We start from the raw sequence: 13411 nt of genomic DNA, 5'->3' as shown, positions 1-13411 counted from the left end.
GGACCCGTTCACTCCTGCTCCTCATGACGGCTCGGAATCGAGCGGGGCGGTTCTGTCGAGACCGGGTCGGCCTTGGCGTGCCTACCTCGGCGGATGCCCTGCTGGAAGTTCGACATGCGACCACGCACGGCATCCGGCGACCGTGTCGTGGCCGGCTTTGCCGGCGCGGGGGACTGCGGGCGCGGTGCGGCCGATCCCGGCACCAGGTTCGACTTCGGCACCCGCTTGGGCAGGCCGGCCGAGGTCGTCTCCTGGACGTGCTGGCTCTGCTGTACGAGGGCCTCGGCCGCCTGCCAGCCGACGTCGGCCGAACCCCACCCCGGATCGCGCGGGCCGGTCGGCGCGAGCAGTTCCTCGGGGAACTCGCCGGTCTCCCCGCCGGGCTTGGACGCACCGGTGACGCGGAGCTCACCGGTCTCGGACTCGGGCTCCGCGGCGCGGCGCGCCTGCAGAGCCTGCTCCCCGTCGGCCACCGACGGCGGCTCGGCGGGGGTCTCCTGCCGGGCCGGGCGGGGCGGCTGCCCGCCGCCGGCGTTCAGCGAGTCGGCGAGCGCCGTGCCGCTCTCGTCCCCTTCGGACTCGCGGAACCACTGCGACAGCACCGCTTCGTAGATGGGCAGACGTTGCGTCGGCGCGTCGTCCATGTCCCAGGAGGCCCCTTTCGGCTGCGTGTCGACCGCCGGCGGTTGGCCTTCCGTCTCGTAGTCGGATGCTGTCGCAGCGCGGAGGCCCCCCGGATCGTCTTGCACGTCCTGGGTGGCTCCCGCTGCCAGCGGGGCGTCCGGCGCCGGTCGTGTTCCGTTCTGGTCGGCGCCATCGGAGTCCGGGTACGGCCGGGTGGGCTCGAACTGCGCGGTCTTCTCGGCCTCGAAGGGGCTGTGGAACAGGCTGCGAGATTCCTCTTCCTCCTGCGCGGGAACACCGCACTGGCCGTCGAACGCCGCCGGGATCTCGCTTTCCTGGGCGGCGGCAGCGCTTTCCACGCTGGGCCACTGCTCGGCACGCACCTCGTCGTCCGTGGACGCCTCGGCGTCATCCTCCCACTTCGGGATGTCGGTCGCGCCGAAAGAACCACCGGATGAGACCTGGAAGGAGTAGTTGCCGGGCAGGTCCTCGACGGGTTCCTGCGGGGTCTCCTGCTCCTCGTCCTCCTGCGCGGCCCGGATTTCCTTCCTGCGCTGCGGAAGCGGTCCGCCGCTGGGGTCGAAGCCGTTGCTGCTCGGGGCGGGAGCGCTCGGCGCCGGGGCACTGGGCGCCGGGGCGCTGGGCGAGTCGTAGTTGAGCGGTGGCAGCGGAGCGCGCTCGGTCGGCGCGTCGACACCGCGGTCGGCCGGGCCGCCGCGACCGCCGAAGGCCGCGGCCAGGCCGAGGTGGGTGCCGGTCTCGCTGAGCGGGTCGCGCCTGGGCTCGTCGCCGCCGACCGGGCGGCCGATGTCGGGCATCGGGCGCGGGCCGTCGCTGGTGAGCTGCACGACGTACTCGCCGGACAGGTGCACCGTCGCGGTGACACCGCCTTCGAGGTCGCCGTTGTTCTGCAGCTGGACGCCGATGTTGTGCCTGCGCGCGAGCTGGCCGACGACGAACAGACCCATCCGCCGCGACACCGCGACGTCGACCTCCGGCGGCCGGGTGAGCCGGTCGTTGATCTCGTCGATCTCCTCGTCGTCGATGCCGACGCCGCGGTCGCGGATCTCGATGACCAGTTCCTGCCTGCGGTAGGCGGTGCGGACGGTGACCTCGGTGTCGGGGTTGGAGAACACCGTGGCGTTCTCCAGCAGCTCGGCGATCAGGTGCACGAAGTCGTTGACCACGCGGCCCTGGATCGCCAGCTCGGGCGACTCGGCGATGGCGATCCGCGCGTACTGCTCGACCTCCGACACCGCGGCGCCGACGACCTCCGACAGCGGCACCGGGCGCATCATCCGCCGGGTGAGGTCGGTACCGCCGAGGATCAGCAGGTTCTCGTTGTTCCGCCGCATGCGGGTGGCCAGGTGGTCCAGCTCGAACAGGCTGCTGAGCTGGTCCGGGTCCTGCTCGTCCTGCTCCAGCCGGTCGATCAGGGAGAGCTGGCGCTGCACCAGCGTCTGGCTGCGGCGGGCCAGGTTGACGAACAGGTCGTTGACGTTGGTCCGCAGCAGCGCCTGCTCGGATGCCAGTCGCAGCGCCTGCTGGTGGACCGCGTCGAAGGACCGGGCGACCTGGCCGATCTCCTCGCGGGTGTGCACCTGCACCGGCGGCACCGTGACCGAGCTCGCGCCGCCGGGGTTCTCGTTGACCTGCTTGATCGCCTGCGGAAGGCTCTGCTCGGCGATCTCCAGCGCGCCGTAGCGCAGGGTGCGAAGCGGCCGCAGCATCGAGCGGGCGATGAACGAGGCGACCGCGAAGGCGACCAGCAGCAGCAGGACGATCAGCGCGCCGTCGCGCAGCATCGCCCACCACGCGGCGTCCGCGTACTCCTTGGCGGAGTCGTGGAACTCGCCGAGGACCTCTTCCTCGACGCCGCGCAGCAGGTCACCGCGGGCGCCCGAGGCCGCGCCCCACTCGCCCGGGTTCATGTTCAGCGCGCGGTCGTTCTCGGCGTTGATGAGCGCGTACTGCTTGATCTGCTCGGAGTCGTCGACCGCGGCACCGGCCACGCGCGCGGCGTAGAGCTCGCGCTGGGCGGGCGACGCGACGTTCTCGAACTCGGTGAACGCGGCCTCGAACCGGGCGTCGGCCTCGCGCATCTGGTCGACCTGGCCGGTGAGGAACTCGTTGCGGATACCGGCCGACAGCAGGATGGAACGCTGCTGGGCCAGGTACTCCTTGGCGCGGCTGGTCGACTCGGCGGCCCACGCGCTCTGGGTGAGCTGGGTGTTGGCCGCACCCGAGGAGACCGCGCGGTGGATGTTCAGCACGCTCTCGACGACCGAGTTGTAGGCGACCAGCGTCTGGGAGTCGGTGAAGCCGCGGTTGACGATGGCGCGCAGCGAGCTGAGGCTGCTCAACCGGTTGACCGAGCTCTCGTATGCCTCGCGCACCTTCGGCGTGAAGTCCTCCAGCTCCGACTCGGGCAGCCGGAACCGGGCGATGGCGTCGTCGACGCGGCGCGCCTGGTCGTCGTAGGGGACGCGGTCCGCGCCGCCGCTGGCGGTCTGCACCACGGCGTGGTCGCGCTCGCGTTGGAGCTCGTGGGTGACGTCGGCGGTGCGCTGGGCCAGCTCCACCTGCTCGACGATGGTGTTGAGGCGGGAGGCGGTGGACATGCCGTCGTAGACGCGGACGCCGCCGACGCCGAGTGCGGCCAAGGTCGGGACCAGCAGCACGGCCGCCATCTTGGTGCGCAGACGCCAGTTTCGCAGCCACCAGCGCTTGCTGTGCGGGTCCTGCGCCTCCGCGCGGCGGTCCTGTCTGCCTCCGGTGCCGGGGTCGTTGTTGAGCATCCCTTTTTCCTGCGCTGCGGCGGACGTCTGCCTGCCCACCACGGCTAGTGGCCTAAACGTGGGTGGCAGGTGCGGATGGTCGTGGTCAGAGCCGGTCCCCGACGGCGGCTCCCGGGTCGACGTGCGGACCAGTGGGCCGTCGGAGCTCCGACAGTGCCCGCCGGGCCACGGACGACCCTGACGCTCCTAGCCGGGCTTGCCATCACGCTCCCTGATCACAACCTGATACTTCCCCCGAAGCAGAGGCAGGTTCACCTCGACGGGCGAGACTATACTTAACTGGCCGTCACAAGTCAGGCCCCTAGAGCGAGTCTGCCTCACACGGATGAGTGGCATAAGCCTCACCTCGTGCCTATGTGACAAGGTCCTGGTGACTGCTGGTTGTCGCAAGTGGTCCAACCTTCTACAGTTGCCCTGCACCCCGCCCCGCCAGGCCCGTTGGAGAAGCGATGGTCCGCCGCCCCGCAGCGGCACCGCTCCGCACGCGCCGGCTGACGACCGCCGGCAGCAGTCCGGTCGCCCGCCGGCTCCTGGCCCATCCCCGCGCGGCACGAGTGCCGTCGCGTCGCCCGCGCGCATGAGGTGCATCTGGACGCAGGCCGTCCCGCCGTTCCCGCGAACCGTCGGCGGCCGGCCCGAGAACCCCCACGCCGCACCCGATGCAAGGAGGACTTCATGAGCCCGTTCCCCGGTGGAGGGATCCCACGCAGAAACCTACTGAAGCTGGCAGGCGGCGTGGTGACGGCCGGTGCACTGATGGGCACCAGCGGTTGCGGGCTCCTCGGCGGCTCCGAGAACGCCCAGCAGGGCGGTCCCGGCGGGCTGGAGAAGGCCAACCTCAAGGTCGGCGCGCTGGCGACGAGCGAGATCGCTCCCCTGCACCTGGCCGTGAAGAACGGCCACTTCCAGCGCGAGGGCCTCACCGTCGAGATCGTCACCGCGAAGGACGGCGCCTCCGCGCTCAACGCCGCCATCGGCGGTGACTACGACATCACCTTCAGCTCCTACGTGCCGATCTTCGCCGCCCAGGCCAGCGGGGTCTCCCAGCTCAAGATCGTCGCCGACTGCGCGTCGGCCACCCCCAACACGATCATGATCATGACAGCTCCGGGTTCCCCGGTGCGCACCGCCGCCGACCTCGCGGGCAAGAAGATCGCCATCAGCGGCATGGGCACCATCTCCCAGCTGATGGTGCAGGCCACGATGCGCGCGCACGGCGTGGACTTCAGCCGGGTCGAGTGGGCCCCGATCGGCTTCCCCAACATGCCCGAGCAGCTGCGCCAGGGCCACGTCGACGCGGCCTTCCTCGTCGAGCCGTTCCTCACCCTCGCCGCGCGCGACACCAAGGCCGTGCCGGTCGTCGACGCCGCCACCGGTCCGCTGCAGGACATCCCGCTCGGCGGCTACGTCTCCACCGCGAACTTCGCCGACCAGAACCCCAACACCGTCGCGGCCTTCCACCGCGCCATGCAGGCGGCCACCGACGAGGCACAGGACCGCAGCAAGATCGAGCCGCTGCTGCCGCAGTTCGCCAAGGTCGACGCCGAGACCGCCGCGGTGATGGGCCTGCTCAACATGCACACCCGCGTCGACGCGACCCGCCTGGAGCGCGTGCCGCGGCTGATGCGCGAGTTCGGCTACATCCAGAAGGACGTCGACGTCAAGGCCATGATCGCCACCCCTCCGCAGAACTGACATGGCACGAGTGATTCGCGGGCTCGCGGGCCTGCTCGGCTTCTTCGCGGTGTGGGAGGCGTTCAGCCGCCTCGGCCCGGTCCCCCAGCAGTACCTGCCGCCGCCGTCGTTGGTGCTGGTGCGCTTCGGCGAACTGCTCGGCGATCAGATGTTCCTGCTCGACGTGATCGCCAGCGTGCTGGCGTGGGCCATCGCACTGGGCATCTCGATCGCCATCGCGGTGCCCGCCGGCCTGTTGCTCGGCAGCGTCCCGGCGGTGCGGGTGGCTACCAGGGCGATCATCGAGTTCCTGCGCCCCATCCCGTCGGTGGCGCTGATCCCGCTGGCGCTGGTGCTGATCGGCAGCGGCCCCGACACCAAGATCGCGCTCGCCGTCTACGCGTCGGTGTGGCCGATCCTGTTCAACACCATCTACGCGCTCGACGAGATCGACCCCGTCATGGTGGAGACGGCCCGCTCGTTCGGCCTGGGCCGGGCACGGGTGCTGTTCACCGTGGCGCTGCCGAACTCGGCGCCGTTCGTGCTCACCGGTGTGCGGATGTCGGCCGCGGTGGCGCTGATCCTCGTGGTCAGCACCGAGTTCCTGGCCGGAGGCACCAGCGGGCTTGGCAGCTTCGTGCTGGACGCGAGCACCGGCGCGGGCCGGATGGACCTGGTGCTGGCGGGCACGCTGGTCGCCGGGGTCATCGGCTTCGCGGTCAACGAGGCGCTCGAGGCGGTGCACAAGCGCGGGCTGCGCTGGAGCATCGTCGGACAGGAGGCGTCATGAGCGACACTGGCCTCTCCGCTCATGAAAGCCGACCGGGTGCGGGTGCCCCGCAGGACAGAGCAGGCGTCATGAGCCGGGCGCGCCGCAGGACACAGGAGGCGTCATGAGCCAGGTGCGCGGTTTCCTGCACCGCTGGGTGGTGTTCGTCGGCGCCGTGCTGGTCTGGGAGCTGGTCACCAGGCTCGCGGGCAGCCCGTTCTTCCCGCCTCCCAGCGAGATCGTGGCGACGGCCGCGGTGAACTGGTTCTCCGGCCCGGCGTCCTCGCTGTTCCTCAGCGACGTGGTCTTCTCCGACCTGCTCGCCAGCATCGGGCGCATCGCGGCGGGCTGGCTGATCGCGGTGGTGGTCGGGGTCGGCCTCGGCACCGCGCTCGGCAGGTCCCGGACGGCGATGGACTACTTCGGCCCGCTGTTCGCCTTCGTCCGGGCCATCCCCCCGCCGGTGCTGGTGCCGGTCTTCATGGTGCTGCTGGGCATCGGCACCTCCATGCAGATCACCGTGATCGTCTTCGGCGTGGTGTGGCCGATCCTGCTGAACACCGTGGACGGTGTCCGCTCGGTGGACCAGGTCAAGGTGGACACCGCGCGGTCGTTCCGGATTCCCCCCGTGCAGTGGGTTTTCGGGGTGGTGCTTCCCGCCGCGATGCCCAAGATCTTCGCCGGGCTGCGCGTGAGCCTGTCGCTGGCCCTGGTGCTGATGGTCGTCTCCGAGCTGGTCGGCTCCACCAACGGCATCGGCTACCAGCTGGTGAACAGCCAGCAGCAGTTCGACCTGCCCGGGATGTGGACGGGCATCGTCCTGCTCGGCGTCCTCGGCTACGCCCTCAACACGGTGCTCCTGGCGGTGGAACGCAAGGTGCTGAACTGGCAACCCTCGCAGACGGCGAAGGTAGGAGGTTGACATGGTGACCATGCTGGACGTCTCCGGCGTCGGACACCGCTACGGAACGGGCGCCGGTGCGAACCTCGCCATCGACGAGCTGTCGTTCAAGGTCGAGGCGGGCGAGCTGGCGTGCATCGTCGGTCCCTCCGGCTGCGGCAAGTCCACCCTGCTGCGTGCGATCTCCGGCCTGCTCACGCCGAGCAGCGGCGAGGTGCGCCTGCATGGCGACCTGGTTCAGGGCGTGCCGTCAGACCTCGCCGTCGTGTTCCAGGACTACAGCCGCTCGCTGTTCCCGTGGCTGTCGGTGCGCGCCAACGTCGAGTTCCCGCTGCGTTCCAGGGGACTGAGCAAGGCGCAGCGCCACGAGCGGGCCGACGAGGTGCTGGAGTGGGTCGGCCTGTCCGGCTCGGCCCGCAAGTACCCGTGGCAGCTCTCCGGCGGCATGCAGCAGCGGGTGTCGATCGCCCGCGCGCTGGCGTGCCGCCCGGCGCTGCTGCTCATGGACGAGCCGTTCGCCTCGGTGGACGCGCAGACCCGCTTCGAGCTGGAGGACCTGCTGCTGCGGGTGCGCAGGCAGTTCGACAGCACGGTCCTGCTGGTCACCCACGACATCGACGAGAGCATCTACCTCGCCGACCGGGTGTTCGTGCTGTCGAAGTCGCCCGCCTCGATCGTGGCCGACATCCCGGTCGACCTCGGCAGCGAGCGCGACCAGATCACCACCCGCGAGTCCGACACCTTCGTCCACCTGCGGAGCGAGGTTGCGCGGCTGCTCCAGGTGCGCAGCCCGCAGACGGCGTCCACTGCGGACGGACGCACCGCGGCGGCGGACCGCGCCGCGGCCGACCGCTGGGCGGAGGCCGAGCGGGCGGAGTCCCGCGAGACCGCCCGGAATTGACCGGCCGCAACTCGAAGTGCCCTCGCCCGCGCAGCACCCGTGAGTCTTCGGAGCGCCGTGGCGTCCCGAAGACTCACGGGTCTGGTCAGCGCAGGTCGAAGCGACGCCACCAGGTGACGCAGCGCCAGGCCCATTCAAGGGGCCCGTACCGGAAGCGGGCCAGCCACCACCGGCTCCACAGCGCCTGCACGACCAGGATCGCCGCGGCGAAACCGAGCATGGTCGGCCAGGCGGTCGAATCCTCCAGTCCGAGCGCGGCGCCGAAGGAGACGATGAGCAGGGTCGCCGTGATGTAGTTGGTGAGCGCCATCCGCCCGAGTGCCTCCAGGGTGGGAGCCAGCCATCGGCCGACCGGGGTGCGCAGGACCAGCAGAAGCCCGGTGGCGTAGGCAACCGCCATGGTCAACCCGGCCACAGCCGAGGACGGGGTGAAGCCGGCGCTCAGGGGGTCCTGTTCCTGCCAGATCAAAGCGGCCACCGAACCCGCGGCCGCGACCACGAACGCGGTCAGCAGGTGCGGGCCGAGCCGGTCGAGTGCGTCCGGAAGACCCAGCTGGGCCAGTGCGAAACCCGTCACCAGCAGGCCCGGCACCAGGAGGAGACCACCGCCGAACAGCACCGTCAGCACCACGGTCATGGTCAGTCCGATCGCCAGGTTGATCCAGCGCGGTACCCAGCTCAGCGGCAGCAGCACCACGATGCCGAACAGCGCATACGGCAGCAGCGCCTCACCTGGCTGCAACAAGTGGTGCAGAGCACCGAGTACGGCGAGCGCGGCCAGGCGGCGCAACAGCAGCAGCCTGGGCCGCTGCGCCTTGGCCCCCGCACGCTGCAGGAAGATGCCGAAGCCGACCCCGAACAGCAACGCGAACAGCGGGAAGAACCGTTGGTGCGCGGTCATGTCCAGGACGTGCGGAATGGGGAGCTTGCGGAGGTCGACGATGCCGGACATGTGCATGATCTGGCCGATGTTGACCAGCAGGATCCCGCCGAGTGCCAACCCGCGCAGCGCGTCGAGCTGGCCGATGCGCGGACCCGAACTGGACCGCGGGAACGCAGTCCTCACGGTTGGCGCGGTAGCCGTTGCCATGCGTTGTTTTCCCTTCTGGCGCATGAGTTGCCAGTCGTGGACGGTTCGCGCTGGATGTCCCAGCCGGCCGAGGTGAACTCGCTCGGCCTCGAAACACCGGCGCTACGCACGTCAAGGCCCGACTCGCGAGTAGGGCACCTGCATTGCTCTTCGTGCCGGCGGCGGTGTCGCTGCCGGCAAGAATGTCGGTAGCGCGCCTCCATGCGCATCGGCCTGGCGGACAAGGCGCCCGGCAGCGCATGGCCTATCGGCGGATGCGGTCATGGCCATTCGGCCGGGAGCCTTGCGCCGATGACATGTGCAGCGCTGCTCGTCCGCTGCACGCGATCCCGTGGCGGGGAAGAGGCTGCCCTGGTGCGTCCGGACATGGCCCGAAGTTGCGCCCGGAGGTTGGAGAGGTTCGACGAAGTGGCCGCCTGGCTACCTGGCCGCTCCTCGGAACACGCCGGTGAGCGGACATCGGCGGTGCGGCTCAGTACAGGTAGCGCTGCCCCGGGTCGACCTTCACGTGCAGGAGCGACGGCCCGGCCATGGTGGCGAACTCCTCGCCGAGCGCCGCGTCGAGCTCCTCGGGTGTGTTCACCGGCTTCGCCGGGACGCCGAGGCTGCCTGCCAGGCCGACGAAGTCGATGCCGCCGAGCTCGACACCGGGCAGCTTGCTGCCCCCTGCCGCCTCGCCGAGCACCGCGACCGCGGCGTAGCGGGAGTTGTCCATGATCACGAACGTCACCGGGGTCTGCTCGCGCGCCGCGGTCCACAGCGCCTGCACCCCGTACATGCTGGAGCCGTCGCCGAGCACCGCCACGGTCCGCCGCGACTGGTCGGCCATCGCCACGCCCACGGCGGCGCCGATGCCGTAGCCCAGCGCACCCGAGGCGCAGGTGAAGAAACCGCCGTCGGTGGACCGGATCGGGAAGTAGTCGTGCAGGTCGTTGCGGTGGCTCGGGGTCTCCTCCACCACCGCCGCGTCGTCGGGCAGCGCCGAGCTGATCGTGTCGAAGACGTAGGCCGCGGTCATCGGCGTGGACGGCGCAGGCTTGGCCGGACGCTCGCAGCCCCGCGGCTCCGCCCGGCCGGACTGGCCGACCAGCGCCGACACCTGCCGGACCGAGTGCGCCAGCGTGCCCAGCACGCCCCGGCCCCGGGCCGCGCGGGCCAGCACGTCGGGATCGTCGTGCACCACGAACATCTCGGGCAGCTCCACATCGGACTCGCCCCGGTAGACGTGGTAGGTGAACGCGGGAGCTCCCCACACCACAACCAGGTCGTAGGCGGCGAGCTCCTTGCTGAGCGCCTTGCGCTCGGGGTGCAGGAAACCGGCGAAGCCGGGGTGGTCCTCGGGGAACGAGCAGCGCGGGGACATCGGGCTCACCCACACCTCGGCCCGCGCCTTCTCCGCCAGGCGGACCATCTCGTCGACCACGCCGTCACCGTCGACGGCAGGCCCCACGACGAACGCCGGGCGTTCGCAGGAGTTCAGCGCCTCGGCGAGCTCGGCCACGGCATCGGGGTCGGCGGCGAAGCCACGGGTGCGCGGGCGGTCGGCCACCTCGACGCCGGGCTGGTCCCAGTCGTCGGCGGGGATGGAGACGAAGACCGGACCGTACGGCGGCTGCGTCGCGATCTGGTAGGCACGCATCAGCGCGGCGGGCACGTCGGCGGCCCTGGCAGGCTCGTAGCTCCACTTCACGTAGGGCTGCGGGAACGAGGCGGCGTCGGTGGCGCCGAGGAAGGGCTCGCCGAACATCAGCGAGCGGGTCTGCTGCCCAGCGGTGACGATCATCGGCGTGCGGTTGCGGTAGGCGGTGAACACCGAGCCCAGCGCGTGCCCCACACCACCGGCCGAGTGCAGGTTGACCAGCACCGGCTCGCGGCGGGCCTGCGCGTAGCCGTCGGCCATCGCGACCACGGCGGACTCCTGCAGGCCGAGCACGTAGCGGAAGTCGTCGGGCCAGTCGGTGAGGAAGGGCACCTCGGTGGTGCCGGGGTTGCCGAACACCGTCGTGAGCCCGAGGCGCCGGAGCAGCCCCCTGGTGATGTCGCGGACCGTCGAGGTTTCCTCCGGCATGCTTGCCCTCCCCGTTCGTAGCGGTCCCGCCGGCTGCGGCGAGACCGCGCACCACGACATCACACGAGGGGCCCTGACCTCCACATTAGCTTGCTCACGCAAGCATCAGACCTGCTTCATGCAGATCGTCCGGCCCGGGGCGGGCTCGTTGTAGACGATGTACTGGAACTCCTGGTCGTAGTCGCACGCGGACTCGCCCGCCGTGCTGTTCTCGACGGAGAGGACCTCCATGTTCGCGTCAGCGTCACCGCAGGCGACCTTCTCCTCCAGGCCCAGGTACTGCGGGATGTTCATGCAGTCGCCGGCCTTGACGTCGGGGACCAGGCACAACGTGTAGCCGCTGGTGCGGCGCCCGCTCTTGCTGACCTCGGAGAACTCCTCCCCGCACGAGTCGGAACCGCCGAGCTGCTTGGCGATCACGAAGTCGGAGTCCGCCGAACCGCAGGGCGCGACCTCCCAGTCGGGGTTGACGGTGCTGTTGTTGGTGAGGTTGAGGCACTCACCGGCCTCGGGGGCACCGCTGCCGCTGACCATGTTGATGCCCAGCACGACCAGGCCGAGCACGGCGACGGCCACCACCGCGCTGATGATCTTCGCCGCGATCGCGCCACCGCCGCCCTTGGACGGCTGGGGCGGCACCGGCGGCGGGCCGAACCCCTGGCCCTGCGGCGGGACCTGGCCCGGCGGGACCTGGCCGGGCGGCACCTGGCCGGGCGGCACCTGGCCCGGTGGGACCTGGCCCGGTGGGACCTGGCCCGGCGGGGGCGGGTATCCGGCGCCGGCCTGGCCGAACTGGGGCGCTCCCCACGCCTGCCCCGGCACGGCTTGCGGCCCGGACTGCGGGAACCCGGGCTGCTGCGGATACCCCTGGGGCTGGCCGGGCTGACCGTACGGCCCCTGCTGCTGCGGTGGATACGTCACGACTACCTCTCACGCGATCTTCGACCGACGGAGGAACTTAGCCGAGCGGCTGAACCGGCGGAGGGGAATTGACGCAACCGCCGCCACCAGGCGTCCTTCTCGTGCCAGGGCAGAACGGGCCGATGGGCAGCGGGCGGTACCGGCCGGTGTCACACGGGCACAACCGGCCGATGTCCAGCCCGTCTGCCGTCAGGCGGGCTTGCTGCCGTCAGGCGGGCTTCTTGTCGGCGAAGCAGGCCGTGAACGGCGGGTCCTGGAAGGAGTACCAGCCCTCCTCGGGCTTGCACACCTGCTCGGCGGTCGGGTTGGTGTCGACCTTGGTCACCTGGTCCACCGCGGCCGGGGAAGCGCACTCCTCCTTCAGCGGCAGCATCGAGTCGTCCTCGCTGTAGCCGGTCAGGCAGTCGCCGACCTCGACGTCGAGGACCATGCAGTAGGTGTCGCCGCTGTAGGTGTTGCTGTAGTTGTCCGGGCAGCCGTTCTTGTCCTCACCGCTCCTGACCTCGACGATCTCGTAGTCGGAGTCGGCGCTGCCGCAGGGTTCCTCGGTGAGCGAACCGCCGGACTGGCCGGACAGCGCGACGCAGTCGCCCACCTCGATGCCCGAGCCGGTCTCGCTGGAGGTCGTGGTGGGCCGGGTCTTCGACGTCGTCGGCGAGGTGCCGCCCCCGGTCTCACCGCCGGCCTGGTTGTCGTCCCTGCCACCGCTGAGCGCGAACACCAGGATCACGACGACCACGAGGACCAGCGCCGCGCCACCGGCGGCCAGGCCGATGATCAGGCCGGTGTTGCTCTTCTTCGGCGGCTGCGGCGGGTAGGGCGGCTGCGGCCCGCCGGTGCCACCGGCCACCTGGCGCCAGAAGTCCTGCGACCCGTCCTGCGGGGGCTGCTGCGGTCCCCACCCCTGCTGCGGGCCGTACTGTCCTGGCTGCGGCGGGTAGCTCACCTGTTCCTCCTACGTGATGACCGAAGAGCAACCTAGCCGAGCGGCCCGTCCCGATGTGGTCGGATCCGACATATACGAACCAGATCGGAATGTGCAGGAAGTCCTTTCCGGCCAGACCCGGAAACTTCGGCCACCGAACGTGATCCCTTCTCCACTTTCCGTGGATACCGTGGTCAGGCCAGGGGTGCGGGTGGGGCGGGGAGGGCGCGATGCGGGTACCGGGAGAGGTCGCGGAACTGGCGGCCGAGAACGGCTTCGGCAGCCATGTGCTCACGACGGTCGAGGGCTCCGAAGCGAGGGGCAGCCAGGGCTCGACGCTGCGGCCGATGATGTGGACGATCGTGCTCGGGGTTGGCGTCTGGGTGCTCATCGCCGCGGAGACCACAGGCGGAACCGTGCTCGGGGCCGCCCTGGTGGCGCTCGTGGCGGCCGTCGCCGTCCGGGCGGTCCTGCGGGAACGGCGCTCTTACGCCGCACGGCCCCGGCTGCACTGCTTCGACGGCGGTGTCGTCGTGCGGCAGCGCGCGTACCCGTGGCCGGAGGTGGAGATCACCGAGCGACCGGACTCCGTCCTCGTTGGGCAGGGCGCCACCCCGAAGCGCGTCGTCCTCCGGAGCATCGCCGCCCGCGACGGCAGTTTCCTGATCGGACTGGGCACCGGCGGCGAGCAGATCCGAGACCTCGCCGAGCACGGCGGCGCGGTCATCGAGGGGCTTTAG

The 13411-nt window shown here is 70.7% G+C and carries 10 protein-coding genes; 5 read left to right on the top strand and 5 right to left on the bottom strand.

The window, feature by feature from the left end:
• Nucleotides 1–8: 8 nt before the first annotated feature.
• Nucleotides 9–3422, bottom strand: a complete 3414-nt coding sequence (locus HUO13_RS02995) for a sensor histidine kinase (protein ID WP_211899976.1) — start codon at nucleotides 3420–3422, stop codon at nucleotides 9–11.
• Nucleotides 3423–4160: 738 nt separating this feature from the next.
• Here HUO13_RS02995 and HUO13_RS02990 point away from each other — a divergent pair.
• From HUO13_RS02990 to HUO13_RS02975, 4 genes are all read left to right on the top strand, one after another.
• Nucleotides 4161–5117, top strand: coding sequence for an ABC transporter substrate-binding protein (locus tag HUO13_RS02990; protein ID WP_249124412.1), 957 nt, complete (start codon nucleotides 4161–4163; stop codon nucleotides 5115–5117).
• Between the two features lies 1 nt (nucleotide 5118).
• On the top strand, nucleotides 5119–5886 hold the full coding sequence (locus HUO13_RS02985; protein ID WP_211899974.1) for an ABC transporter permease: 768 nt from the start codon (nucleotides 5119–5121) through the stop codon (nucleotides 5884–5886).
• Nucleotides 5887–5989: 103 nt separating this feature from the next.
• Entirely contained in the window at nucleotides 5990–6787 is a 798-nt protein-coding gene (locus HUO13_RS02980; protein WP_211899973.1) for an ABC transporter permease, read from the top strand.
• A 1-nt stretch (nucleotide 6788) separates the two neighbouring features.
• On the top strand, nucleotides 6789–7667 hold the full coding sequence (locus HUO13_RS02975; protein ID WP_211899972.1) for an ABC transporter ATP-binding protein: 879 nt from the start codon (nucleotides 6789–6791) through the stop codon (nucleotides 7665–7667).
• Between the two features lie 85 nt (nucleotides 7668–7752).
• Here the strand turns inward: HUO13_RS02975 and HUO13_RS02970 are convergent, their stop codons facing one another.
• The 4 genes from HUO13_RS02970 to HUO13_RS02955 all read right to left on the bottom strand — a co-directional run bounded on the left by HUO13_RS02970 (nucleotide 7753) and on the right by HUO13_RS02955 (nucleotide 12692).
• A complete protein-coding gene (locus tag HUO13_RS02970) occupies nucleotides 7753–8733 on the bottom strand; it encodes a DUF418 domain-containing protein (protein ID WP_249124411.1) in 981 nt (326 codons plus the stop codon).
• 496 nt (nucleotides 8734–9229) lie between these two features.
• Nucleotides 9230–10825 (bottom strand): benzoylformate decarboxylase, encoded by a 1596-nt coding sequence (gene mdlC / locus HUO13_RS02965; RefSeq protein WP_211899970.1) that lies wholly within the window; start codon nucleotides 10823–10825, stop codon nucleotides 9230–9232.
• Nucleotides 10826–10930: 105 nt separating this feature from the next.
• Nucleotides 10931–11746 carry an LppU/SCO3897 family protein gene (locus HUO13_RS02960; RefSeq protein WP_211899969.1) on the bottom strand — a complete coding sequence of 272 codons (816 nt, stop codon included), beginning with the start codon at nucleotides 11744–11746 and terminating at the stop codon, nucleotides 10931–10933.
• 208 nt (nucleotides 11747–11954) lie between these two features.
• A complete protein-coding gene (locus HUO13_RS02955; protein ID WP_211899968.1) occupies nucleotides 11955–12692 on the bottom strand; it encodes an LppU/SCO3897 family protein in 738 nt (245 codons plus the stop codon).
• Between the two features lie 209 nt (nucleotides 12693–12901).
• Here HUO13_RS02955 and HUO13_RS02950 point away from each other — a divergent pair, with 209 nt between their 5' ends.
• The gene (locus HUO13_RS02950; protein ID WP_211899967.1) at nucleotides 12902–13411 is read left to right on the top strand and encodes a hypothetical protein; all 510 of its coding nucleotides are present in this window, start codon (nucleotides 12902–12904) and stop codon (nucleotides 13409–13411) included.

The organism is Saccharopolyspora erythraea, assembly GCF_018141105.1.
Classification (GTDB): Bacteria; Actinomycetota; Actinomycetes; order Mycobacteriales; family Pseudonocardiaceae; genus Saccharopolyspora_D; species Saccharopolyspora_D erythraea_A.
Note: the sequence above shows the minus strand (reverse complement) of the source record. Positions and strands in the feature narration are given on the sequence as shown.

Excerpts from the sequence above, each read along its gene's own strand:
- HUO13_RS02995 (WP_211899976.1), bottom strand. The coding sequence starts at position 3,422 with ATGCTCAACAACGACCCCGGCACCGGAGGCAGACAGGACCGCCGCGCG.
- HUO13_RS02985 (WP_211899974.1), top strand. The coding sequence starts at position 5,119 with ATGGCACGAGTGATTCGCGGGCTCGCGGGCCTGCTCGGCTTCTTCGCG.
- HUO13_RS02950 (WP_211899967.1), top strand. The coding sequence starts at position 12,902 with ATGCGGGTACCGGGAGAGGTCGCGGAACTGGCGGCCGAGAACGGCTTC.
- HUO13_RS02975 (WP_211899972.1), top strand. The coding sequence starts at position 6,789 with ATGGTGACCATGCTGGACGTCTCCGGCGTCGGACACCGCTACGGAACG.
- HUO13_RS02980 (WP_211899973.1), top strand. The coding sequence starts at position 5,990 with ATGAGCCAGGTGCGCGGTTTCCTGCACCGCTGGGTGGTGTTCGTCGGC.
- mdlC (WP_211899970.1), bottom strand. The coding sequence starts at position 10,825 with ATGCCGGAGGAAACCTCGACGGTCCGCGACATCACCAGGGGGCTGCTC.